Origin of the sequence: Streptomyces sp. NPDC004539, assembly GCF_040610055.1 — a bacterium.
Lineage (GTDB): Bacteria > Actinomycetota > Actinomycetes > Streptomycetales > Streptomycetaceae > Streptomyces.
On the sequence record NZ_JBEXLS010000047.1, the window covers coordinates 1 to 23794 of the forward strand.

The window sequence follows — 23794 nt, forward strand, 5'->3', positions numbered from 1 at the left end:
GCTGCCCGCTGCCCGCTGCCCGCTGCCCGCTGCCCGCTGCCCGCTGCCCGCTGCCCGCTGCCCGCTGCCCGCTGCCCGCTGCCCGCTGCCCGCCGAACGCCAGTTCTGGATGCCGACCTGCGCACGGCGTCCGCCGGACGGTGCCTCGTGCCCGGCGCCCGCCGAACGGCTACCGCCGGTTCTGGATGCCGACCTGCGCACGGCGTCCGCCGGACGGCGCCTCGCGCCCGGTGTCTGCTGCCTGCCGGACGGAGCGCGCCGGTCCCGGACGCCGACCCGTGCACGGCGCCCGCCGAACGGACCCCGCACACCGCCACGCCCCGCGCACCCAAAACCCCACGCACGCCCCCACCTCCCGCACCCGACGCCCGCCCAAGAACCCCGCCACCCCGGCCCCGCCACCTCACCCACCCACCCCCTACGCCCGCCCGAGTGACCCCCACCCCCCGGCCGTCCCAAGATCACCCGTCTGCGCGGGCTCGCCCGGTTTCGGTTGTCTTGCTTCTGACCAGGGCGTTGAGGAGAGAAGTGCAGGTCGAACGGGTGTTGACAGCGAGCGGCGGGGGACAGGTAGGTTCGGCGAGTCCACTGCCGGACGCCCCGCCGGGGAACCTCCACGGCCGCCGCGGCGCCGCTGGGTCAGGGACGGTGCACCGCCCCGGGCACCGCCACTGGCAGCCAGGCCCAGCGCTCGCACAGCGGCGACGGAACGTTCCGCCGAACGGGGAGGTGCGACCCGGGTGGGGCCCGGCGTTCAGTAGACAACGGCTTTCGGTCGACCCGCAGCCAGCGGGCCCCTGGTCGGCCCGAAGGGCGCCGGGCCTCCACCCGCAGAGTTCACCTCGCACACCCTCCGCGTACACCCCGTCGTGGGGGAGCGGGGCCGGCGAACGTGCAGTCTTACCCCACTCTTGGGGATTCGACACCACTGTAGGCACGATCCGGCATGTCGCCGCAGACGGCGACCACTATGGTGGTCCCCTGCGTACGACTTGAAGGGGTAGCGGTGAACGACGGCGACGGGACCCTCGCGGCACAGGATCGCGGGCGGCGGTTCGGCCCCCTGGGCGATGCCTTGGTGATCATTCCGACCTACAACGAGGCGGAGAACATCAAGCGCATCGTCGGCCGGGTGCGCGAGGCGGTCCCGGAGGCCCACATCCTCGTGGCGGACGACAACAGCCCCGACGGCACCGGCAAGCTGGCCGACGAGCTGGCGGCGGGCGACGACCACGTCCACGTGATGCACCGCAAGGGCAAGGAGGGCCTCGGCGCCGCCTACCTCGCGGGCTTCCGCTGGGGCATGGACAACGGCTACGGCGTCCTCGTCGAGATGGACGCCGACGGCTCCCACCAGCCCGAGGAACTGCCCCGGCTGCTGACCGCCCTGAAGAGCGCCGACCTGGTCCTCGGCTCCCGCTGGGTCCCCGGCGGCCGGGTCGTCAACTGGCCCAAGACCCGCGAGTTCATCTCCCGGGGCGGCAGCCTCTACTCCCGCCTCGCGCTCGACCTCTCGTTGCGCGACATCACCGGCGGCTACCGAGCCTTCCGTCGCGAGACCCTCGAAGGGCTCGGCCTCGACGAGGTCGCCTCCCAGGGCTACTGCTTCCAGGTCGACCTGGCCCGCCGCGCCGTGAAGGCCGGGTTCCACGTCGTCGAGGTGCCCATCACGTTTGTCGAGCGGGAGCTCGGTGACTCCAAGATGAGCCGGGACATCATGGTCGAGGCGCTGTGGCGGGTCACCGCGTGGGGCGCCTCGGAGCGGGTCGGCAAGATCACCGGCAAGACGTCCAAGTCGGCGCCCGCGCGCCGGGTGGAGGGGCAGCAGCCGTAACGCGGAGGTGGGGGCGGGGGCCCGGGAGGCGCGGCGGTACCCGCACAGCTCGGCCCGATACCCGTACAGCTCGGGCCGATCATGCCCTTATGCCGCTCTGAGCCGCTTCCAGGCACACTGGAGGCATGACTGGCGCATCGACCCCCACGTCCTCCGTCCGGCCCCCGCGCTCCCGCGTGCGGACGTTCCTGCCGCTCGGGATCGCGGCCTGGCTGGTGCTGGAGATCTGGCTGCTGACCGTGGTTGCGAAGGCGGCGAGCGGTTTCGTCGTCTTCCTCCTGCTGATCGCCGGGATCGTCCTCGGCTCCGTGGTCATCAAGCGCGCGGGCCGCCGCGCCTTCCGCGCGCTGAACGAGGCGCTGCAACGCGGCGGCTCCCCGGCGGCGAGCGGCGGCAACGGCTTCATGATGCTCGGCGGCCTCTTCCTGATGCTCCCGGGCCTGATCTCCGACGCCTTCGGCCTGCTCCTGCTGATCCCCCCGGTCCAGAAGGCCCTCTCCGCCTACGCGGAGCGCGCGGTGGAGCGCAGGCTCCGCGCGGCCGGCCCCGGCACCCTCGGGGACGCCTTCCAGCAGGCCCGTATCCACCGCCCCGACGGCAAAGTCGTCCAGGGCGAGGTCATCCGCGAGGACGGCAGCCGGGCGGACGGCCCGCAGGACCAGCGCCCGCCGCTGACGTACTGAGCCCTCCGGGCCCTTCCGGGCAGCCGAAAGACCGCGGGCGCCGTACGCAACCTTCGCGTACGGCGCCCGCGGTCATTCAGTGCTGAAGTGCGGCCGAAGCTCCGAGGAGCTAAGCGGACTTACGGCTGTCCCGGGGATGCACCGCAAGGTTCATCGCCCCGGACCGCAGTACAGCCAGGCGCTCCTCAAGAACCTCTTCGAGTTCCTCGCGGGTGCGCCGCTCCATCAGCATGTCCCAATGCGTACGCGCGGGCTTGGCCTTCTTCTCCTCAGGGCCGTCGCCGTCCACGAGGAGTGCCTGCGCTCCGCAGACCTTGCACTCCCACTCCGGCGGAATCTCCGCCTCGACCGAGAAGGGCATCTCGAAGCGGTGCCCCTTCTCGCATGCGTACTCCACGGCCTGGCGCGGGGCCAGGTCGATGCCGCGGTCCGTCTCGTAGCTGGTCACCACGAGGCGCGTGCCGCGAAGAGCTCGCTCACTCATGAATCGTGCCTCCCGGGCTTGTCGCCCACAGGACAGGTGTCGCTGTCGTCGTCATCCGGTCAACGTCCGGTCGGCGGTAAAGATTCCCGTCCCGAGTCCCGTTCCGGGTCGTGCGTCGCCGTCGTAGCCGCAGCCTTGTCAACCAGTGCAGTACCCACAGGCGCCCGCTTTGTCACATCTGATCGGAGATGTGACACAGCGTTTCGGCATCTTTGACGCGCAGTAACGGTACGCCTGGCAGGCCAAACGCGTACACTACCGCCCTTTCGCCTTGAGCGCTAAATCTTCTCGGGTACGGGATTCCCCGCGTCGCTGATCGCCTCCTTCACCGAAACCCTCGCGAGCAGCACGAACCCGATGACGAAGAAGGCCACCAGGGAGATGATCGCGTCCCGGTAACTACCGGTCAGTTGGTAGGTGATGCCGAAGAGCAGCGGGCCCAGCCAGCTCATGCCCCGGTCGCTCATCTCGTACGCGGAGAAGTACTCGGCCTCCTTGCCGGGCGGCACCAGGTGCGAGAAGAGGGAGCGGGAGAGGGCCTGACTGCCGCCGAGAACCATCCCGATGGCCGAGGCCAGCAGGAAGAAACCGACCGGATTCCCGGCGGGCAGGAAGTAGCCCGCGCCCAGGGTGAGCGTCCAGGCGACCAGGGAGCCGAGGATCGTCCGCTTGGCGCCGTACGTCCGGGCGAGGCGGCCCATGCCGAGGGCGCCCGCCACCGCCAGCACCTGCACCAGCAGGACGGCCGCGATGAGCGTGGACTGGCTCAGGCCCAGCTCCTCGGAGCCGTAGACGGACGCCTGGGAGATCACCGTCTGGATGCCGTCGTTGTAGATCAGGTAGGCCAGCAGGAAGGCGAGGGTCAGCCGGTGGCGGCGCATGTCCCGGATCGTCGCCACGAACTGCCTGAGGCCCGGGGAGGTGCCCTCCGCGCGCGGGGCCGTCGGCCGGTCGCGCAGCCGCAGCAGGGGGATCAGCGTGAACCCGCCCCACCACAGGCCCGCCGACGCCAGACAGATCCGCACGGCCGTCGACTCGGACACCCCGAACGAGTCGTGCGCCAGATACAGCACCAGATCGACGACCAGGACGATCGACCCGGCCGCGTACCCGAACGCCCACCCGCGCGAGGAGACCGCGTCGCGCTCCTCCGGGCCGGCGATCTGCGGCAGGTAGGAGTTGTACAGCATCATCGACACGGCCTGGGAGGCGTTCGCGACGACCAGCAGCACCCCGCCCAGCAGATAGCGGTCGCCGTCCAGCAGGAACATCCCCAGCGTCGCCGCCGCGCCCGTGTACGCCGTGATCCCCAGCAGCGGCTTCTTACGGCCCGACCGGTCGGCGGCGGCGCCCACGAGCGGCATCAGGACGACGGCCACGATCACCGACAGGGACACCGAGTACGCGAAGAACGACCCCGCGCGCACGGGAATCCCCAGCGGATGGACGTACCCGTCGGCGTCCGCCGCGTTCTCGGCGACCGACGTCAGATAGGGGCCGAGGAACACGGTCAGGACGCTCGTCGAGTAGACCGAGCACGCCCAGTCGTAGAAGTACCAGCCGCGCTGTTCGCGCCGCCGGTCCGTGGCGTCCGCCACCAGGGTGTCCGAGCTGCCCACCCGTGCCTCGCTTCCCCGTTGCGCCGCCGCGCGAGACCCTCAGGCCCAGGCGCCCCGCTCCTCCATGACCTCGCGCAGCGTGTCGATGTGATCGGTCATGATGCCATCCACACCGAGCTCCAGGAGCCGGTGCATCCGCTCGGGCTCGTTCACCGTCCACACGTGCACCTGGAGCCCGCGCGCGTGGGCCGCGCGCACGAAGCGCCGGTCCACCACCTGGATGCCCGACTGGGCCTCCGGGACCTGCGCGGCGACCGCCGAGCGCCGCACCGTCGCGGGCACGCCCCAGGACCGCAGCCGCAGGTTCAGCACCCCCCGGGTGCCGTACGACGTCGCCAGGCGCGGACCGGCCAGACGCTGGGCGCGGATCACCCGGGCCTCCGAGAAGGAGCCCACGCAGACGCGGTCCCAGGAGTTCGTGCGGGCGATCAGGTTGAGCAGCGGGTGCATCGCCGGCTCGGCCTTCATGTCGACGTTCCAGCGCACCTCGGGGAACGTCTCCAACAGCTCCTCGAAGAGCGGTACGGGTTCGTCGCCCCGCACGCGCGCGTGGGCGACGTCCGCCCACGGCAGGTCCGCGATCCGGCCTGCGCCGTCGGTGACCCGGTCCAGCGTCGGGTCGTGGAAGGCGACCAGTTTGCCGTCGCGGGTGGCGTGCACGTCGGTCTCGATGTACCGGTAGCCGAGCTCCACCGCGCGCCGGAACTGCGCCACGGTGTTCTCCAGGCCGTCCGCCGCCCCGCCTCGGTGCGCGAACGGGATGGGGCCCGGGTGGTCGAGGTACGGGTGGCGTATCAGCGTGGTCACCGCCGCAGTATGGCGTCCTCCGGTGTCCCGGTGGCAACGGCCGCGCTGCCGCGTGGTGCCGCCCCGACGGCGAACACCTTCAGGAAGAGCTGCGCCAGCGGTCCGATCGAAAGCGCGTACAGCACCGTCCCGACCCCGAGCGTCCCGCCCAGCGCGAACCCGGTCGCCACCACGGCCACCTCGATCGCCGTCCGCATCAGCCGGATGGACCGGCCCGTACGCCGGTGCAGCCCCGTCATCAGCCCGTCCCGCGGCCCCGGCCCGAACGCCGCCGCGATGTACAGCCCGGTGGCCACGCCGTTCAGCACGATCCCCGTGACCATCAGCGGCACGCGCAGGGCCAGCCCGTGCGCGTCGGGGACCAGAGCGAGCGTGGCGTCCATCGCGAGGCCGACGGCGAACACGTTGGAGACCGTCCCGAGCCCCGGGCGCTGGCGCAGCGGAATCCACAGCAGCAGCACGAGCGCGCCGACGACGATCGCGACCTCGCCGATCGTCAGCCCGGTCAGCTCGGCGAGCCCCTGGTGCAGCACGCCCCACGGCTCCAGACCGAGCCCGGCCCGCACCAGAAGGGCCGCGCTGGCGCCGTACAGCGCGAGGCCGACGTAGAGCTGGACGAGGCGGCGTCCGAGGCGGTGGCGGGTGGCCGAGGCGAACAAGGGGGACCCCCTGATGGTGGAAGTGGACTGGTGCGTGTCACTCTGTGGGTGGGAAGGACAGTGCTTCCATGGCCAATTCGGGGAAGGTGGACTGATCTCAATGGCGCAGTGGACCTCGGCGGTGGGGCCGGCGCAACTCGCACGCCTGCTGACGTCCCAGCAGGAGCGCCCCGCCGGCCCCGGAACCCGCCGCCCGCCCGCCTACCGGGCGCTCGCCGACGGCGTACGGCTGCTGGTGCTGGAGGGCCGGGTCCCGGTGGCCGCCCGGCTGCCCGCCGAACGCGAACTGGCCCTCGCGCTGTCCGTGAGCCGGACGACCGTCGCGGCGGCCTACGAGGCGCTGCGCGCGGAGGGGTTCCTGGAGTCGCGGCGCGGGGCCGGCAGCTGGACCGTCGTGCCCGCCGGGAACCCGCTGCCCGCGCGCGGGCTCGAACCGCTGCCCCCCGAGTCCCTGGGCTCCATGATCGACCTGGGCTGCGCGGCCCTCCCCGCCCCCGAGCCATGGCTCACCCGGGCCGTCCGGGGCGCCCTGGAGGAGCTGCCGCCGTACGCGCACACCCACGGCGACTATCCCGCCGGGCTGCCGACCCTGCGAGCGATGATCGCCGAGCGGTACACCGCGCGCGGGATTCCCACGATGCCCGAGCAGATCATGGTGACCACGGGCGCGATGGGCGCCATCGACGCGATCTGCCACCTGTTCGGCGGGCGCGGCGAGCGGATCGCCGTGGAGTCGCCGTCGTACGCCAACATCCTCCAGCTCATGCGGGAGGCGGGCGCGCGGCTGGTGCCCGTCGCGATGGCCGAGGGGCTCGCCGGGTGGGACATGGACCGCTGGCGGCAGGTCCTCAGGGAGGCCGCGCCGCGCATCGCCTACGTCGTCGCCGACTTCCACAACCCGACCGGCGCGCTCGCCGACGACGACCAGCGGCGCCGGCTCGTGGAGGCGGCCCGGTCCGCCGGGACGGTGCTGGTGGCCGACGAGACGATGATCGAACTCTGGCTCGACGAGGACGTCTCGATGCCGCGCCCCGTGTGCGGGTTCGACCCCGCCGGGTCGACCGTGATCACCGTCGGGTCGGCCAGCAAGGCGTTCTGGGCGGGGATGCGCATCGGCTGGGTGCGGGCCGCGCCGGACGTCATCCGCAGCCTCGTCGCCGCCCGCGCGTACGCCGACCTGGGGACGCCGGTGCTGGAGCAGCTCGCCGTGAACTGGCTGTTCTCGACCGGGGGCTGGGAGAAGGCGGTGGAGGAGCGGCGTGCGCAGGCCCGGGGGAACCGGGACGCGCTGGTGGCCGCGCTGCGCGAGCGGTTGCCCGCCTGGGAGTTCTCGGTGCCCCGGGGAGGGCTCACGCTCTGGGTGCGGGCCGGGGGGCTGTCCGGCTCGCGGCTCGCGGAGGCGGGGGAGCGGGTGGGGGTGCGGGTGCCGTCCGGGCCGCGGTTCGGGGTGGACGGGGCCTTCGAGGGGTATGTGCGGCTGCCGTTCACGGTGGGGGGCGCGGTGGCCGAGGAGGCGGCTTCGCGGCTCGCGGCGGCTGCGGGGCTGGTGGAGAGCGGGCGGTCGGGGGGTGGGGAGACGCCTCGGACGTTCGTGGCGTGAGGGGTGTGGCGGGGCGTTGGTGCGTGCTGGCGCTGCCGTGACGTTGTAAGGGGCGCCCTCTGTAGAGGACGCCCCTTACCGGTAGGGCTCGGCGGGATCTGGAGGGTCACGCCTTCTCCATGGACACCGCTTTCTCCATGGAGACCGTCTTCACCGACACCGTGTCCGCGTCCACCGGGGCGCTGCGTGGTGGCAGGAGGTCGAGGACGGCCTGCCGGTCGGCGTCGCTGGTGGCGTCGTCGTACGGGTCCGGGGTCGCCGGGACCTGGAGGCGGTGGACCGGGCCGGTGCCGAGGCGGGCGTAGCCGCGGCCCGGGGGCATGTGGTCGACGGGGGTGGTGTGCGGGGGAGTGCCGAGGACGGCCGCCAGCTGGTGGGGGGTGGCCGGGCCGAGCACCACGCGCGCGCGGGTGTGCTGCCGTACGGCGTCCCCGAGGGCGTCCAGCGCGTCGAACTGTTCCGTCACGACGACCGTCACCTGGGCGGCGCGGCCGTGCCTGAGGGGGGCCTGGAGGTGGGGCTGGGGGTCCTTCTGGCCGTCGGCCGCCGCCAGGTGGGTGAAGGCGGTCGGACGGTCCAGGAGAATCCACAGGGGGCGCTTGGTGTCCTCGGGCGGGGGGTGCCCCGCCTGCCGGGCGTGGTTGGCGGTGATCAGCCGCCGTTCCGTCTCCTGCGCCGCCCACTCCAGAGCCGTCTGCGCGCCCGCGAGCCCGACCTCGACGCCCAGGACGCCGTCCCGGCCGGTCAGGCAGGCGTACTCGCCGGTGGCGCCGCCGTCGACGACGAGGACGTCGCCGTACTGGAGGGCTTGGAGGGCGATGGAGCGCAGGAGCGTGGAGGTGCCGGTGCCGGGCTGGCCGACGGCCAGGAGGTGGGGCTCCGTGGAGCGGATGCCGGTGCGCCAGACGACCGGCGGGACGTCGCGCGGCTCCTCGCCGTGGGTGAGGGGGAGCGTGCGCTGGGTGTGGGTGGGGTCGGTGAAGCCCAGGACCGTCTCGCCGGGGGCGGTGACGAAACGCTGGGCGGAGATGTCGGTGGGGAGCGGGGCGAGGACGTCGACGGTGAGCTCGTTGCCCTCCTCGTCCCAGGCGAAGAGGTACTCGCGGCCCCGGCCGGCCTTGGCGGCGAGCAGTTGCTCCACGCGCGCGCGTGCCTCCGGTTCGCCGTCCGGGAAGTACGCCGGGTAGCGGACCCTCAGCCGGGCGACGCGGCCCGCGTCGTCGAACTCGTACGCCGGGAACGCCTTCTCCCAGTCGCCGCCGTGGGCGTACAGGGGGGTGGGGTCCTCGGTGGTCGAGAAGTACGGGACGAGGGCCTCGTACAGCGAGCCCAGCCGGGTCGTCTGGGCCTCGTCGGGGCCTTCCGGGGCCGGTGGGGTGCGGTCCCGGCCCTGCCAGGCCGCCGCCGCCATCAGCGCGACGACGGCGAGCAGCGGCCCGTACGGCACGAGTGCCACCACCAGGACCACCGAGGCCACCAGGAACAGCAGCGGCCCGCGCTTGTCCTTGGGGGTCTCGGCCCATCTGCGCCGCCCGGCCGAGGCCAGTCGGCGCAGCCCGCGGGAGATCGTGATCAGCGGGTGGAGGACGTCCGTGGCGCTGTCGGCCGCCGTCCGGGCCAGCTCCCGGCTCCGGGCGAGCTGCGCGCTGCCTGGCTTCAGAATGCGGGGGAGAGGGCGCCGTGCCACTCGTGTCTCCTGGAGGTGCGTGCCGGACGTGGGGTCAGAACTTGATGCCGCCGAGCAGGCTCGCCAGGCTCTCGCCGCCGGCCTTGATGCTCGGGGCGATGGCCGTGCTGGCCATGTAGAACCCGAAGAGAGCGGCCACCAGCGCGTGGGACGCCTTCAGCCCGTCCTTCTTGAAGAAGAGGAAGACGATGATGCCGAGCAGGACCACGCCTGACATGGACAGGATCATTTGAGTTCTCCTGGCTAGAGGGGACAGTCACCATGAGTACTTCCAGCCTCACAGGATGTATCTATACGATAAAAGGTGTGAAAGGGTGAATTTCGGCGATTTTCCCTCGTTCGGCGGAACCCCGCTTGCGCTGCCCCGAGGGGAGGATCGTCTCGAACGGGACTGTTCGTGATCTTTGCCACAGGGGGTGCCACCCATGTGCGCGACGAGCCAGTACCCTGTCGATTCACCCGTACGGCACAGCGCCGGCGTCCGAGAGGCGGTCCGAACCGATGGCTGAAGCCCCCGACCCCGAGGTCGTGGAGCTGGCGACCAAGATCTTCGATCTGGCCCGGCAGGGTCGGACCGAGGCGCTCGTGGCGTACGTGGACGCGGGCGTTCCGGCCAACCTCACCAACGACCGCGGCGACTCCCTCGTGATGCTCGCCGCCTACCACGGCCACGCCGGTGCCGTCCGGGCGCTCCTGGACCGGGGCGCGCCCGCGGGGGACGTCAACGACCGAGGCCAGACCCCGCTCGCGGGGGCCGCGTTCAAGGGGGAGACGGAGGTCGTCCGGGTCCTCCTGGCAGCCGGCGCCGACCCCGCCGAGGGCACCCCGTCGGCCGTCGACACCGCCCGGATGTTCGGCCGCAGTGAGCTCCTGGAGCTGTTCGGTGTGAGGTGAACGGCGGCCCTCGGGGCGGCGCTCACCAGGTGATAAACAGATTTTCAGCAGGTAAATCGACCACAACGGGGGAGGCGGTACAAGGCCGCCGGAAATTTCGGTCGCGGCAGGCAGAACGCCCGGGTCATCATGACGTCGTGATTCACGGACATGATGGCTGGGCAGGTGTTGCCGCACCGCGTGGGCCGTGATGCGGCCCGCATGGGCCACCGACGAGAGGCAGAGGAAGATGGTCTACAGCAAGCAAGAGACGGCGGGCGCCCCGACGTGTTGTCACGCGGCCAGGTAGTGCACGATCCCCGGTTGCGTCGACGCTTGATGTGAGGCTGTTTCCCATGTTCGATCCGGTCATAGCGCCCAGCGGAACCCTGCTCGGCCTCCTCCAGAGGGGCCGCGGCGACGGCACGCTGCACGCGCTCACCGCACCGCGAGCCGAGGCGCTCGCGGCCCTGAACCACTGTGTGCTGCGCGATCCACGCCACGACTGGCAGGTGGAGAACCGCTCCCTGTACTACGCCCGTCTCTACCTCGACCTGAACGGCGAGCTGGACGACATCGAGGCGCATCTCTTCGACGCCGAGGACGCCTTCGACACCGAGGAGTCCCGCACGGGACTCGCCCTCGCCGTCCTCGGCCACCTCGCCTCCTACGGCAGGCGCGACGCCCTGTGGCTGCTGCGCCGGTACGCCACCTCGGGCGCCAACTGGGCCTGGGCCCTCGACGAACTCGCCCTGCGCGACGACGACACCGGCCTGCGCGCCCTCGCCATGCCCGTGCTCGCCCGGTTCGCCACCGACGCCGAGGGCGAGGCCGAACTCGCCGCGACCGTCCGCGACGCCTTCGAGCCCCGGCCCTGGCGGCTGTGGGCCGAGGACCCCCGCGAGTACGTCTCGGCACGGGTGCGGGCCGCCCAGGAGACCGGCTGTTTCGACCGCTGGCAGCGCCAGATGAGCCCCAGCGGGCCACGCCCCGGCTGGAGCGTCGCCGCCGTCTTCGAGTGGGCCCAGCAGGGCGTCGAGCGGGGCGCCGCGCTCCATGTGCCCGCCGCCCGCTGTCTCGCGGCCGTCGCGGGTCCCGAGGACCGCCCGGAGATCGTCCGGGCCGCCCAGGACGGCACCGAGGGCGCCCGCTGCACCGCGCTGCGCTATCTCGCCGACAGCCACGACCCCGACGTCCTCGACCTCGTCGAACAGGCCGTCGCCACCGGTACGACCCCGGTCGTCGAGGCCGCCGTGGACGCCTTCGAACGGATGCGCAGCGTCGCCGCCGTCGACCGCGCGCGCGGCTGGGTCCACCGGCCCGACGCGCTCGGCGCCGCCGCCGGCCGCGTCCTCGCCTGCCGGGGCGCCTCCCGCGACAGCGACCTCGTCCTCGGCGCCCTGCGGGAGGCCGTGCGCGGCGAGGGCTGCGACGCCCCCGCCCTGTGGCCCCTGGTCGACGGCGCCGGACGCCTCGGCATCGTCTGCGCCGCCCCCGTCCTGCGCCACATCTACCGCGAGACGGCCTCCTCCCATCTGCGCGGCCACTGCGCCCAGGCCCTCGCCGCCACCGACCCCTCCTTCGCCACCGGCTTCGCCGTCGAATGCCTCTGGGACTGCGAGGAGACCACCAGAGAGGTCGCCGCCCGGCACGCCGAGACCGGTGACGCGCGCGTGGTCGAACGATTGCGCCGGCTCGCCGCCGACCCCGCCGAGGAGGCGGAGGTCCAGACGGCCGTACGGAGCCGGATCGGGCCGGACACGGCTGCCATGTGAGCGACCCTGCGCCTTCGAGTGATCGTTTCTGACCGGAACGGGCCTCCTCCCGTGATCGAAACGGGCTCCCTTCCGCCCGCCGGGTGAACACCCGACGACCCTCGGGTCAGACGGACATGGACACCGTCTGACCTGCTCGGGTGTGCAGTTCAACGCTCATGCGGCGTTCGTCGTTCGGAAAGATCCACTTTGACGCGTTCACGTCCGGCGCGGAGACAACACCCGTATGCGTGTCGTCATCGTGACCGAATCCTTTCCCCCCGACGTGAACGGCGTGGCCCACTGCGCGCTCCAGACCGCCCGGCACCTCGTAGATCGCGGTCACGCCCCCGTCGTCGTCGCCCCGGCCCCCGCGCCGGGACACCGGCCGGACGCCTCGGCGCCCTGCCCCGTCGTCCACATCCCCTCCCTCCCGCTCCCCGGCTACCCCCAGGTCCGCGTCGCCCTCCCCAGCCGGCGCCTCGCCGCGACGATCGTCGAGCACCGCCCCGACGTCGTCCACCTGGCCAGCCCCTTCGTCCTCGGTGTGCGCGGCATGGCCGCCGCCGCCCGCTTCGGTGTCCCCGCCGTCGCCGTCTACCAGACCGACCTCGCCGGATACGCCCGCACCTACATGGGCGCCGGAGAGGCCGCCGCCTGGCGCCGCATCCGCTCCGTCCACTCCGCCGCCGACCTCACCCTCGCGCCCTCCAGCGCCTCCCTGCACGACCTCGCCGCCCACGGCGTCCCCCGCGTGAAGCTCTGGCCGCGCGGCGTCGACACGGTACGGTTCCATCCCGACCTCCGCGACGACGCGATCCGCCGCGAGATCGCCCCGAACGGCGAGACGATCGTCGGGTACGTCGGACGGCTCGCCCCCGAGAAGCACATCGAACTGCTCTCCGGCGTGTGCGCGCTCCCCGGTGTCAAGGTCGTCGTCGTGGGCGACGGACCCAGCCGCCCCGCGCTCGCCGAACAGCTCCCCGGAGCCGTCTTCCTCGGCCGCCGCACCGGCGACGAACTCGCCCGGATCTTCGCCTCCCTGGACGTCTTCGCACACACCGGGCCGTTCGAGACGTTCTGCCAGACCGTCCAGGAAGCCATGGCCAGCGGCGTCCCGGTCGTCGCGCCCGCCGCCGGCGGCCCGCTCGACCTGGTCGCCGACGGGCGCACCGGGCTGCTCTTCCCGGCGGGCGACCGCGACGCCGTACGGGACGCCGTCGCCGCCCTCGCCGCCGATCCCGCGCGCCGGGCGTCCTACGGCGCCGCCGCGCGCACGATGGTCGAGGGACGCACCTGGGCCGCCGTCGGGGACCAGCTCATCGGGCACTACGCGGACGTCCTCGCCGCGCGTCGCCGGCAGGCGGTGGCGGCGTGAACGGGGAACAGGCGACGCGCAGGAGGCCGCCGGTCGCTCTCGGCGGCGGGGCCCTCAGGACCGTCCGCAACGGCGAAGGGCTGCGGATCGTCCGCCTCGCCAACTTCGTCGCCCCCGCCTCCGGGGGGCTGCGTACCGCTCTGCGCGAGCTCGGGAAGGGGTTCCGGGAGGCCGGGCACGATCCGGTGCTGATCGTCCCGGGGCCCCGGTACACCGACCAGGACACCGAGCAGGGCCGTGTCGTCACCCTGCCCGGACCGGTCGTCCCCGGCACCGGCGGCTACCGCGTCCTCACCGACAGGAACCGCGTCGCCCGCCTCCTGGAGGAACTCGGCCCCGACCGGCTGGAGGTCTCCGACCGGACGACCCTCAGATGGACCGGCCGCTGGGCACGCCGCGCCCGGGTCCCCGCCGTGATGGTCTCCCACGAGACCGCCGACGGCGTCCTGCGCACCTGGGGCCTGCCCGAGGGCGCCGCCCGGCGCGCCGCCGACGCCCTCAACGTCCGTACGGCGCACACCTACGCGCGCGTGGTGTGCACCACCGAGTTCGCCGAGCGGGAGTTCGTCCGCATCGGCGCCCGCAACGTCGTCCGCGCCCCGCTCGGCGTCGACCTAGAACAGCGGCACCCCGCCCTGCGGGACGCCGGCCTGCGGGAGCGGTACGCGCGCGCCGACGAGGTCCTCCTCGTCACCTGCACCCGGCTGTCCGTCGAGAAACGGCCCGGCACCGCCCTCGACGCCCTGGAGGCGCTGCTCTCCCGGGGCGTCCGGGCCCGGCTCGTCGTCGCCGGGGACGGGCCCCTGCGGGCGCGGCTCGAACAGCGGGCGCAGGGGCTGCCGGTGACGTTCCTCGGGCACGTCGGGGACCGGGGTGTCCTCGGGGCGCTCCAGGCGTCCGCCGACGTGTGCCTCGCCCCGGGGCCCGCCGAGACCTTCGGGCTCGCCGCCCTGGAGGCCATGGCCTGCGGGACACCGGTCGTGGTCAGCGCCTCGTCCGCGCTGCCCGAGGTGATCGGGGGCGCGGGGGCTGTCGCCGCCGACCGGGGGGAGGCGTTCGCGGACGCCGTCGAGTCCGTGCTCGCCCGGGGTGAGGGGGAGCGGCGGGGGGAGGCGCGTGCGCGGGCGGAGTGTTTCGGGTGGGGGGCGGCGGTGGACGCGTTTCTGGTCGCGCACGAGGCGACGGTGCCGTTGCGTTCTGGCGGCTCCGGGGAGGTGGGGACGGTACGGGGCCGTTCCGACGTCGGTGGGGAGGCCGGGACGGTGTCGTTCCGTTCTGACGCCGGCGGGGAGGTCGGGACGGTACCGTCTCGTCCTGACGTCGGCGGTGCGACGCCACCGGACCGTTCCGACGTCACCGATGGCGCGGCGACGATACCGTCCCGTCCCGGCGTCTCCCGGAGCCTCGCGTGAACCCCGTCCGTTTCGTCGCCCTCGGGGACTCGCTGACCGAAGGGGTGGGCGACCCCGTGGGCGAGGGCTGGCGGGGCTGGGCGGCGCTGCTGGCGGGCGGGCTCAGCGGGGAACAGGTGACGTTCACCAACCTCGCGGTGAGCGGGGCGCAGACCCGGGACGTGGTGGAACGCCAGCTCCCGACGGCCCTGGCGCTGCGGCCGGACGTCGTCTCCGTCGTCGTCGGCGTGAACGACACCCTGCGCTGCACGTTCGACATCCACGCCGTGGCCACCCGCCTGGACACGGTGTACGGCGCCTTCGCGCGCCGGGGGGTGACCCTGCTGACCGCGTGTCTGCCCGACCCGGGGGAGATGCTCGGCCTCCCGGCGGCGCTCGCCCGGCCCCTGGCCCGGCGCGGGCGGGCCGTCAACACGGTCGTCCACGCCCTGTCCGAGCGGCACGGCGCCGTCCACCTGCACGCCGCCGAAGGGGCCTGGATCAGCGACCGGACGATGTGGAGCGCCGACCGGCTGCACCCCGGCGAACGCGGGCACCGGCAGCTCGCGACCCGCTTCCACGCGCTGCTGGCCGAGTCCGGGATGGCCACCGGGCCCGCCCCCTCCCCGGAACCGGAGTACCCGGTGCCCACCCGCTCCGCGAGCCTGTGGTGGCTGGCCACCCAGGGCAGCGCCTGGGTCGCCCGGCGGTGCACCGACCTGCTGCCCCAGCTGCTCACCCTCGCCGCCGACGAACTGCGCCACCACGCGCGCGGGACCAGCGCCCGGCTCGACCTGCGGGCCGCCGCCGCGGTGTCGGCGGCGTTGGGGGCGGTGTCGGTGGGGGCCGTGTCCGTGCGGGAGCGGCGCGGGGAGGTGGCCTGAGCGGGGTGAGGACGGGACGACGTGAGGGGCCGCCCGGCGTGTCACCGGCGTCGAGTGGCCCTGAGGCGTGCACGCGAGACGCCGGAGGACGATCCGGAGCCGTTCTCCCGGCCCCCGGAGGACGATCCGGAGCCGTTCTCCCGGCCCCTCACCCTCACCGCACCCCCACGAACCGCACCGCGATCCCCGGCACCGCCTGCGCCGCCGCCGCGAGATCGCCCGCGCGGGCGACCGCGACGACCGGATACCCCCCGGTGGTCGGGTGATCGGCGAGGAACACGACGGGATGCCCGTCGGGCGGGACCTGGACGGCGCCCAGGACCATGCCCTCGCTGGCGAGTTCACCGGTCCGCGCCCGCTCCAGGACGGGCCCTTCGGTGCGCAGGCCGATGCGGTTGCTGGCGGGGGAGACGCGGTACGCGCGCGTGGTGAACGTGTGCAGCGCCTCGGGGGTGAACCAGTCGGCGCGGGGCCCCGGGGTGACGTGGAGGACCAGTTCGGCGGGCGGCGCCGGGCGGGGTGCCGAGTCCACGCGCGCGGCGGGGGCCGACGGGCGGCCGAGGGGGAGGACGGTCCCGTTCGCCAGGGGGGCCGGGCCCAGGCCCGACAGGAGGTCCGTGGAGCGGCTGCCGAGCACCGGTTCGGCCAGGAACCCGCCCGAGACGGCGACGTACGAGCGGACGCCCGCGGTGGCCGCGCCGATCTCCAGGAGGGCGCCGGCCGGGACGTGCACCGGAGCGCCCCAAGGTGCCGGACGGCCGTTCACGGTCACCGGGCAGGGGGCGCCCGAGACGGCCGCGGTGACCGGGCAGCGGGGGCGCAGGGCACAGCCGTCGAGGGTGGTCTCCAGGACGGCCGCCGAGGCCGGGTTGCCGACGAGCCGGTTGACCAGGGCCGCCGTACCGGGGTCCAGGGCGCCGGAGTGCGGCACGCCCAGGTGGGCGTGGCCGGGGCGGCCCTGGTCCTGGAGGGTCGTGAGGGCGCCGGCGCGGACGACGGCGAGGGCACGGTCGGTCACGTACGGGCCTCCGGGTCCACCGGGACGAACCGCACGCGCGTGCCCGGCGACAGCAGCGCGGCGGGCACGCGCGCGTGGTCCCACAGCACCGCGTCCGTCGTGCCGATCAGCTGCCAGCCGCCCGGCGAGGAGCGCGGGTACACGCCGGTGTACGGGCCCGCGAGGGCGACCGAGCCCGCCGGGACGGCCGTCCGGGGGGTGGCCCGGCGGGGGACGTCGTAGCGCGCGGGCAGACCGGTGAGGTAGCCGAAGCCGGGGGCGAAGCCGCAGAAGGCGACGCGGAACTCGGTGGACGCGTGGACGCGGGCCACCTCACGCGGGGTGACGCCCCAGTGCGCGGCGACCTCGGCGAGGTCCGGGCCGTCATAGCGCACCGGGATCTCGACGGCCGCCTCCGTCCGGGCGGTGACCGGCGGGATCTCGGCGGCCGTCAGCTCGGCGGCGGTCCTGGCGGGGTCCGTGAGGCCGTCCAGGAGGACCGTACGGGCCGCGGGGACCAGCTCACGGACCGTGAGCGCCCCGGCGGAGCGGCGACGGCTCAGCTCGGCGTGCAGCGCCTCGGCCTCGGCGCCGGTGGCCACCTCGACGAGGAGCGCGTCGTCGCCGACGGGGAGGATGCGGAGGTTCGTGCTCATGGGTGCGTCTCCCGACCGGCCCGTACATGCCCTGGTGCCTGTCCCGGTGCGGGCGCCTGCGCCGGCACCTGTGTTCGTGCGGTCCCCGGGGCCTGCGACGGCCGCGTGCCGTGGTCGCGTTCCCGGTCGCCGCCTTGTACGGCGCGCTCCCAGGCCGCGCCCCGTACGGAGCCCGCCCCGGCGCCACCGCGCCCGCGCGCGCCTCTCACCTCGACCGTAGCCCTCCTCACGCGAACGCCTCCACCCGCACCCCGGCCTCCTCAAGACGCCGCCGCACCCGGCGCGCGAGGTCCACCGCGCCCGGCGTGTCCCCGTGCAGGCACAGGGAGCGGGCGCGGACGGCGACGGGGACGCCGGTGTGGGAGACGACCCGGCCGGACCCGGCCAGGACCAGGGAGCGTTCGACGACCGCCTCGGGGTCGTCGACGACCGCGCCCTCCTGCCCGCGCGGGACGAGCGTCCCGCGCTCGGTGTAGGCGCGGTCCGCGAACGCCTCCGGGACGGCGGTCAGCCCCGCCTCCCCGGCCAGCTCCAGGAAGCGGGAGCCCGGGAGGCCGAGCACCGGGAGGGGGCCCGCGAGGAGGACCCCGTCGACGACCGCGCGGGCCTGCTCCTCGTCGTGGACGATCCGGTTGTAGAGCGCGCCGTGCGGCTTGACGTACGCCACGCGCGCGCCCGCCGCCCGCGCGAAGACGTCCAGGGCGCCGATCTGGTAGGCGACCTCGGCGGCCAGCTCCCCGGGCGGCACGTCCATCGCGCGCCGCCCGAACCCGGCGAGGTCCCGGTAGGAGACCTGCGCGCCGATCGTCACGCCCCTCTCGGCCGCCAGCGCGCACACGCGCCGCATGGTGACCGGGTCCCCCGCGTGGAAGCCGCAGGCCACGTTGGCGCTGGTGACGACGGTGAGGAGCTGTTCGTCGTCGGTGAGCCGCCAGCGGCCGAAGCCCTCGCCGAGGTCGGCGTTCAGATCGATCATGCTGTCTCCTGTCGGAAGGCCGAGGCGCCCACGCGGTACTGCTCGTCGCGGGCGTCGGTCAGGAACATCTGCCCCGGCGCGTGCGTGAGGGCGAACGGCGGCCGGGAGGCCATGACCGCCGCCTGCGGGGTGACGCCGCAGGCCCAGAACACCGGGATGTCGTCCGGCCCGGCGTCCACCGGTTCGCCGAAGTCGGGCCGCCCGAGGTCGGCGATGCCGAGGCCCGCCGGATCGCCGAGGTGGACGGGGTCGCCGTGCACGGCGGGCAGCAGCCCGGTCTCGCGGACGGCCGTCTCCAGGTGCCGGGCGGGCACCGGGCGCATGGACACCACCATGGGCCCCGACAGCCGCCCGGCGGGCCGGCAGAGCCGGTCGGTGACGTACATCGGGACGTTGCGGCCCTGTTCGAGATGGCGGATCGGGACGCCCGCCCGGGACAGCGCCGACTCGAACGTGAAGCTGCATCCGATGAGGAACGCCACCAGGTCGTCGCGCCAGTACGCGCGCGCGTCCGTCGGTTCGTCCACCAGCTCCCCGTCCCGCCACACCCGATAGCGTGGCAGATCGGTCCGCAGGTCGGCGCCCTCGGCCAGCGGTGTCGTCCAGGAGCCCGCGTCGGTCACGTCGAGCACCGGGCAGGGCTTCGGGTTGCGCTGGCAGAACAGCAGCATGTCGTAGGCCCAGTCAGCGGGGACGGCGATCAGGTTCGCCTGGGTGTGGCCCGGCGACACGCCGGCCGTGGGCCCCGAGAGGCCCTCCCGGAAGCGCGCGCGGGCCTTCCTCGGGCTCCACGCGTGCGCGTGCGGGTCGACGGCGGTCAGGGGACGGTCGTACGAGGAGGTCGTGTTCACGCCAGGGTCCTTCCCTTGGTCTCCGGCAGACCCAGGAGGGCCAGTGCCGCGATGCCGTAGCCGATCGCGCCGAAGACCAGGGCGCCCCCGACGCCCCAGCTGTCGGCGAGGAAGCCGACGGTGGTCGGGAAGACGGCGCCGACCGCGCGGCCGGTGTTGTAGGTGAAGCCCTGCCCGGTGCCGCGGACGGCCGTCGGGTACAGCTCGGCCAGGTAGGAGCCGAAGCCGCTGAAGATCGCCGACATGCAGAACCCGAGCGGGAAACCGAGCACCAGCAGGAGCGTGTTCGCGCCGTGCGGGATGTTCGTGTAGGCGAGGACGCAGACCGCCGACAGCAGCGCGAACAGCCAGATGTTGCGCCGCCTGCCCAGCCGGTCGGTCAGGTAACCGCCCGTCAGATAGCCGAGGAAGGCGCCCGAGATCAGGAACGTCAGATAGCCGCCCGTGCCGACGACCGACAGGCCCCGGTCGCTCTTCAGGTAGGTCGGCACCCAGGTCGCCAGCGTGTAGTAGCCGCCCTGGACGCCCGTCGAGAGCAGACCGGCGAACAGCGTCGTCCGCAGCAGCGGCCCCCTGAAGATCGCCGTGAACGAGCCCCTCCCGGCGCTCTGTTCGCGGACGGCGATCGCCTTCGGGGCGTCCTGGACGCGGCGGCGCATCCACAGCACGAGGACGGCCGGCAGCGCGCCGGTCCAGAACATCACGCGCCACGCGAGGTCGTCGTCGGCGACCGTGAACACCAGCGTGTAGACCAGCGCGGCGAGACCCCAGCCGACGGCCCAGGACGACTGGATCGCGCCGAGGGTGCGCCCCCGGTGCCGGTCGCTCGCGTACTCGGCGACCAGGATCGCCCCGACCGCCCACTCGCCGCCGAAACCGAGGCCCTGGAGGGCGCGGAAGACCAGCAGCGTCTCGTAGGTGGGCGCGAAGCCGCAGGCGACGGTGAAGACGGCGTACGTGATCACGGTGATCATCAGCGCGCGGACGCGTCCGATGCGGTCCGCGAGGACGCCCGCGACGGCGCCGCCGATCGCGGAGACGACGAGGGTGACGGTGGTGAACAGGCCGGTCTGGCCGCTGTCGAGGCCGAAGTACGCGGCCAGCGCGACCATGCTCAGGGGCAGCGTGAAGTAGTCGTACGAATCGAGGGCGTAGCCGCCGAAGGCGCCCGCGAAGGCGCGTCGTCCGCGCGGGCCGAGGGCGCGCAGCCAGCCCAGGGGGCCGTCGGCGGAGCCGGTCGTGGGGGAGTGGGTGTCGGTCGTGCTCATGGGGCACCTCGCAGAGGGGACGGAGAGTGCGTGGGGATGAGCCGTGCGGTACCTGGCCAGGATGCGTAGCAAGGTAGAGGATCGTTGAACGATCCTTCAATACCCATGTTGTTTCGTTGAGATGTCTGCGGTTGAATTCCGGGCATGACGGAGCGGTCGGGGCAGCAGGCGGGACTGGCGGACGATCGTGCGCTCCTGGGGCGCACCAGCACGGCCGAACGGGTCGCGGACATCCTCCGCAGCCGGATCGCCGAGGGGTACTTCCCGCCCGGGACCCGGCTCTCCGAGGACAGCATCGGCGGCGCCCTCGGCGTCTCCCGCAACACCCTGCGCGAGGCGTTCCGGCTGCTCACCCACGAACGGCTGCTCGTCCACGAACTCAACCGGGGCGTCTTCGTGCGCGTCCTGACGGTCGAGGACGTCGAGGACATCTACCGCACGCGCGCGCTGGTCGAGTGCGCCGTCGTCCGGGGCCTCGGGGAGCCGCCGTTCGCGCTCGACGCGCTCGCCGGGGCGGTCGCCGAGGGGCAGGCGGCGCTGCGCGAAAGTGACTGGAAATCGCTGGGCACCGCCAACATCCACTTCCACCGCGCCCTCGTCGCCCTCGCGGGCAGCGCCCGCACCGACGAGCTCATGCGCAGCGTCTTCGCCGAACTCCGCCTCGCCTTCCACCTGGTCGACGACCCGCGCGCGCTGCACGAGCCGTACCTGGCGCGAAACCACCAGATCCACCAGGCGCTCCGGGCGGGGGAGCGCGCCGAGGCGGAACGGCTGCTCGCCGAGTACCTCCGCGATTCACTCGAACGAGTGGCGGAGGCGTACGAGCGCCGGGTGTCTGACATGCCCTAGAACGCCCCGTCATCCACCGGCGCACCCCGGCGTTTGGGTCGTTGTCAGACCGAGGACCTAGGCTGTGCACCGTGACTTCGCCTGCATCGACGGACCGCGTTCCGCCCCAGCTCAGCGCGGCGCCGCGCCCCGCACCGGGGCCGGCCGCCGACGAGGGCCTGGCGCGTCGGCTGCGCGCCCTCGCCTGCACGGCCCCGCTGCACGACCTGGACGCCCGCAAGGCCAATCTCGCCGGCGAGTACTCGGTCTACGGCATGGCGGAGATCGCCCTCTCCGCGATCGACCTGGTCACCCTGAACATGGACTTCGACACCGGCGCCGACCACGACCACGTCGTCGCCCGCCTCCTCCCCCGCATCGCCGCCCAGGCCCCCCAGCGCCCCGCCGCCGAGCACGAACGCGTGGCCCGCTGGGTCCTGGAGAACCTGATCAACGTCGGCAGCGTCGACCGCGGCTTCCGCGCCGTGTACGGCACGTTCGCGGCCGACGGCAGCTACGTCCGCCGGGACTACGACTTCAAGCTCGTCGAGGAGGTCCCCGGCTTCGACGGCGCGGTCTACCTCCGCACGACCGACGAGGCGGTCAACGTCCTCGTGGGCGCCCTCGACACGGACGTCACCAGCGCGCAGATCGCCGCCGAGGTCAAGCTGGAGGTCCTCATCCGGCGCGGTCGGCTCGCCGACGCCCAGCTCGCCGCCGAACAGGCCCGCTACCGCACCGTCCAGTACTCCGAGACGCTCCGCCGCGCCCTGGAGGCCACCCGGCGCAACGTCCGCGCGGTCGACTGGCTCAACAGCGTGCCCGACATGATCGCCGAGGCCCTGGACCACGTCGCGGACCGCTACCGCCACGAGAACGCGATCCTCACCAACATCCGCAAGGCCCGCGACGAGATCGAGGACCCCGAGAACAAGCGCCGCGCCGCCGAACTCGTCGACATCGTCAAGGACTGCATCCGCCGCCACACCCAGCTCCAGTCCCGCCTCCTGGAGGCCGGCCCCCTGTTCCGTGCCGAACAGGACCGCCAGGCGTTCTCGACCCCCATGACGTCCTCCGGGATAGACCTCTACGGCCACCTCGTCGCCCCCGTGCTGCCCCTCCCCCTGGAGCAGGCGAGCCGGGTCACCGGCGCGTTCTTCGCGCGCGGCACCGGCATGCGCACACCCGTCTCCGTCCGCGTCGCCGACCTCGTCGAGATCCTCCTCACGCCCCCCGTCGAGCGCGAGCACCTCGGCGCGGAGATGCCCGAGCCCGACCTCATCGCCACCCCCGACGACAGCCGCTTCAGCGAGGAACAGCTCGCCTCCGCCAAGGTCCTGCTGGACCTCCCGGCCGACGCCCCCCGCAGGCTCTCCGGGCTGCTCGCCGAGGCCCGCCGCGCCGACCCCGAACTGCCCTACCTGGTCGCCCTCCTCGCGGTCCACGCCGCCAGCCCCGCCGTGGGCACCGCCTACCGCCAGGGCGAGGAGAAACTCCTGTTCGCCGTGGACGACGGGACAGAGCTGGACGACCCCGAGTTCGGCGGGGCCGACCTGATCGTCGGGACCGCACTGCTGGATGCCGCGGGGATGGCCGCGGACCGGACCGAGGCCGCCTGATGTTCTGGAGTTCTTGTTGTGAGTGAGCACGCCGATGACTGAGCACGTCGAGTGGAGTGAGCCGGAGACCCCCGCGCCCTCGGCCCCCGCCCCGATCACCCCCGCCGACGCCGCCGACGCCGCCCGGCTCGTCGCGTTCGGGCTTCAGCCGAAGCTCCAGCCCGCGCGCGACCAGGAGTACGCCGACCTGCTGCGCCGCCACCGCGAGGACCCGGCGTTCGCCCGGCTCGCCGACGCCGTCGCCGCCGGACTCGGGCTCGTCGTCCTGGAGGTCTCCCCGCGCGCGGGGATGGCTGTGACCGCAGGCGAGGACTCCGTGTTCGCCGTCCGCATGGGCGACTACGCGCGCCGGACGTCCGCCGACGGCAGCGACCGCTTCCTGCACGGCCTCGCGCATCTCGCCGTCGCCGCCATGGCGTTCCCCCGGCCCGAGGACCTCGCCGACGACGGCTACATCGGCCGCGTCAGCGTCCACGGCGTCGACGCGTTCGTCCGGCAGGCGTGCCGGCGCCTGGAGGAGCGGGCCGCCGAGGACGGCGAGAACACCGACCCGGCGACCGACGCCCCCGGCCTGGAGTCCGCGTGGCGCGTCTGGACCCGCCGCAGCGCCACCGGCGCGACCAAGGACGCCCGCAGACTCGCCGGGTCCACCACCGGCATCGTCGGCAAGGCCGTCGCCTTCCTCACCGACTCCGGCTTCCTCCAGCGCACCGGCGACGACAACGGCGGCACGTACCGCACCACCGCCCGCTACCAGCTCCAGGTCCGGGACCTGGCCGGCAGCGCCGCGCTCGCCGAACTGCTGGAACTGGGCATCGTCCCGGTCACCGACGGGACACCCACGCTGATGCCCGCCGAGGAGACCGAGGACCTGGATCTCGTGGCCGACGCGGGGCTGCCGTTCCACGCGTGAACCGATCACGCCTCCCAAAACGATCCACTCACA

22 protein-coding genes and 1 pseudogene are annotated in these 23794 nt (G+C 73.7%); 11 read left to right on the forward strand and 12 right to left on the reverse strand.

Annotated elements, in window-relative coordinates; translation table 11 throughout:
- A pseudogene (locus ABZX85_RS48000) lies at positions 1-201 on the reverse strand (hypothetical protein); the annotation flags it as partial.
- An 805-nt stretch (positions 202-1006) separates the two neighbouring features.
- On the opposite strand from ABZX85_RS48000, the gene ABZX85_RS48005 reads away from it, so the two are divergent.
- Entirely contained in the window at positions 1007-1834 is an 828-nt protein-coding gene (locus ABZX85_RS48005; protein WP_355884609.1) for a polyprenol monophosphomannose synthase, read from the forward strand.
- Positions 1835-1959: 125 nt separating this feature from the next.
- Positions 1960-2517: an FxsA family membrane protein gene (gene fxsA / locus ABZX85_RS48010; protein WP_355884611.1), complete on the forward strand. Its 558-nt coding sequence runs from the start codon at positions 1960-1962 to the stop codon at positions 2515-2517.
- Between the two features lie 109 nt (positions 2518-2626).
- Here fxsA and ABZX85_RS48015 read toward each other — a convergent pair whose 3' ends face one another.
- The 4 genes from ABZX85_RS48015 to ABZX85_RS48030 all read right to left on the reverse strand — a co-directional run bounded on the left by ABZX85_RS48015 (position 2627) and on the right by ABZX85_RS48030 (position 6086).
- Positions 2627-3001: an RNA polymerase-binding protein RbpA gene (locus ABZX85_RS48015; protein WP_010357981.1), complete on the reverse strand. Its 375-nt coding sequence runs from the start codon at positions 2999-3001 to the stop codon at positions 2627-2629.
- Positions 3002-3279: 278 nt separating this feature from the next.
- Positions 3280-4620, reverse strand: coding sequence for an MFS transporter (locus tag ABZX85_RS48020; RefSeq protein ID WP_355884613.1), 1341 nt, complete (start codon positions 4618-4620; stop codon positions 3280-3282).
- A 39-nt stretch (positions 4621-4659) separates the two neighbouring features.
- On the reverse strand, positions 4660-5427 hold the full coding sequence (locus ABZX85_RS48025; protein WP_355884614.1) for a glycerophosphodiester phosphodiesterase: 768 nt from the start codon (positions 5425-5427) through the stop codon (positions 4660-4662).
- The gene (locus ABZX85_RS48030) at positions 5424-6086 is read right to left on the reverse strand and encodes a hypothetical protein (RefSeq protein WP_355884616.1); all 663 of its coding nucleotides are present in this window, start codon (positions 6084-6086) and stop codon (positions 5424-5426) included. The genes ABZX85_RS48025 and ABZX85_RS48030 overlap by 4 nt, the downstream gene beginning before the upstream one ends.
- Before the next feature lie 100 nt (positions 6087-6186).
- Between ABZX85_RS48030 and ABZX85_RS48035 the strand changes: the two genes are divergently transcribed.
- Entirely contained in the window at positions 6187-7686 is a 1500-nt protein-coding gene (locus tag ABZX85_RS48035) for a PLP-dependent aminotransferase family protein (protein WP_355884618.1), read from the forward strand.
- Between the two features lie 106 nt (positions 7687-7792).
- Here ABZX85_RS48035 and ABZX85_RS48040 read toward each other — a convergent pair whose 3' ends face one another.
- Together ABZX85_RS48040 and ABZX85_RS48045 are read right to left on the reverse strand one after the other, a co-directional pair.
- Complete coding sequence (locus ABZX85_RS48040; protein ID WP_355884620.1) at positions 7793-9373, reverse strand: hypothetical protein; 1581 nt, start codon at positions 9371-9373, stop codon at positions 7793-7795.
- 34 nt (positions 9374-9407) lie between these two features.
- Positions 9408-9602 carry a hypothetical protein gene (locus ABZX85_RS48045; protein ID WP_019059657.1) on the reverse strand — a complete coding sequence of 65 codons (195 nt, stop codon included), beginning with the start codon at positions 9600-9602 and terminating at the stop codon, positions 9408-9410.
- A 272-nt stretch (positions 9603-9874) separates the two neighbouring features.
- Here ABZX85_RS48045 and ABZX85_RS48050 point away from each other — a divergent pair, with 272 nt between their 5' ends.
- The 5 genes from ABZX85_RS48050 (at position 9875) to ABZX85_RS48070 (ending at position 15653) form a co-directional block, all read left to right on the forward strand.
- The gene (locus tag ABZX85_RS48050) at positions 9875-10267 is read left to right on the forward strand and encodes an ankyrin repeat domain-containing protein (RefSeq protein ID WP_355884622.1); all 393 of its coding nucleotides are present in this window, start codon (positions 9875-9877) and stop codon (positions 10265-10267) included.
- A gap of 335 nt (positions 10268-10602) precedes the next feature.
- Positions 10603-12021, forward strand: coding sequence for a HEAT repeat domain-containing protein (locus ABZX85_RS48055; RefSeq protein WP_355884624.1), 1419 nt, complete (start codon positions 10603-10605; stop codon positions 12019-12021).
- 226 nt (positions 12022-12247) lie between these two features.
- Entirely contained in the window at positions 12248-13378 is a 1131-nt protein-coding gene (locus tag ABZX85_RS48060; protein WP_355884626.1) for a glycosyltransferase family 1 protein, read from the forward strand.
- Positions 13379-13458: 80 nt separating this feature from the next.
- The gene (locus ABZX85_RS48065) at positions 13459-14790 is read left to right on the forward strand and encodes a glycosyltransferase (RefSeq protein ID WP_355884678.1); all 1332 of its coding nucleotides are present in this window, start codon (positions 13459-13461) and stop codon (positions 14788-14790) included.
- Positions 14787-15653, forward strand: coding sequence for an SGNH/GDSL hydrolase family protein (locus ABZX85_RS48070; RefSeq protein WP_355884628.1), 867 nt, complete (start codon positions 14787-14789; stop codon positions 15651-15653). The genes ABZX85_RS48065 and ABZX85_RS48070 overlap by 4 nt, the downstream gene beginning before the upstream one ends.
- 154 nt (positions 15654-15807) lie before the next feature.
- On the opposite strand, the gene ABZX85_RS48075 is transcribed toward ABZX85_RS48070, so the two are convergent.
- The 5 genes from ABZX85_RS48075 to ABZX85_RS48095 all read right to left on the reverse strand — a co-directional run bounded on the left by ABZX85_RS48075 (position 15808) and on the right by ABZX85_RS48095 (position 20401).
- Positions 15808-16671 carry a biotin-dependent carboxyltransferase family protein gene (locus ABZX85_RS48075; RefSeq protein ID WP_355884630.1) on the reverse strand — a complete coding sequence of 288 codons (864 nt, stop codon included), beginning with the start codon at positions 16669-16671 and terminating at the stop codon, positions 15808-15810.
- Positions 16668-17306, reverse strand: coding sequence for a 5-oxoprolinase subunit PxpB (gene pxpB, locus ABZX85_RS48080; RefSeq protein WP_355884632.1), 639 nt, complete (start codon positions 17304-17306; stop codon positions 16668-16670). The genes ABZX85_RS48075 and pxpB overlap by 4 nt, the downstream gene beginning before the upstream one ends.
- Positions 17307-17532: 226 nt before the next feature.
- Complete coding sequence (locus ABZX85_RS48085; RefSeq protein ID WP_355884634.1) at positions 17533-18282, reverse strand: 5-oxoprolinase subunit PxpA; 750 nt, start codon at positions 18280-18282, stop codon at positions 17533-17535.
- Positions 18279-19133 (reverse strand): putative hydro-lyase, encoded by an 855-nt coding sequence (locus ABZX85_RS48090; RefSeq protein ID WP_355884636.1) that lies wholly within the window; start codon positions 19131-19133, stop codon positions 18279-18281. Before ABZX85_RS48090 ends, ABZX85_RS48085 begins: the two co-directional genes overlap by 4 nt.
- A complete protein-coding gene (locus ABZX85_RS48095) occupies positions 19130-20401 on the reverse strand; it encodes an MFS transporter (protein WP_355884638.1) in 1272 nt (423 codons plus the stop codon). Before ABZX85_RS48095 ends, ABZX85_RS48090 begins: the two co-directional genes overlap by 4 nt.
- Before the next feature lie 144 nt (positions 20402-20545).
- On the opposite strand from ABZX85_RS48095, the gene ABZX85_RS48100 reads away from it, so the two are divergent.
- The 3 genes from ABZX85_RS48100 to ABZX85_RS48110 all read left to right on the forward strand — a co-directional run bounded on the left by ABZX85_RS48100 (position 20546) and on the right by ABZX85_RS48110 (position 23761).
- Complete coding sequence (locus ABZX85_RS48100) at positions 20546-21250, forward strand: GntR family transcriptional regulator (protein WP_355884640.1); 705 nt, start codon at positions 20546-20548, stop codon at positions 21248-21250.
- 71 nt (positions 21251-21321) lie between these two features.
- Positions 21322-22848: a hypothetical protein gene (locus ABZX85_RS48105; RefSeq protein ID WP_355884642.1), complete on the forward strand. Its 1527-nt coding sequence runs from the start codon at positions 21322-21324 to the stop codon at positions 22846-22848.
- A 34-nt stretch (positions 22849-22882) separates the two neighbouring features.
- A complete protein-coding gene (locus tag ABZX85_RS48110; RefSeq protein ID WP_355884644.1) occupies positions 22883-23761 on the forward strand; it encodes a hypothetical protein in 879 nt (292 codons plus the stop codon).
- Positions 23762-23794: the final 33 nt, after the last annotated feature.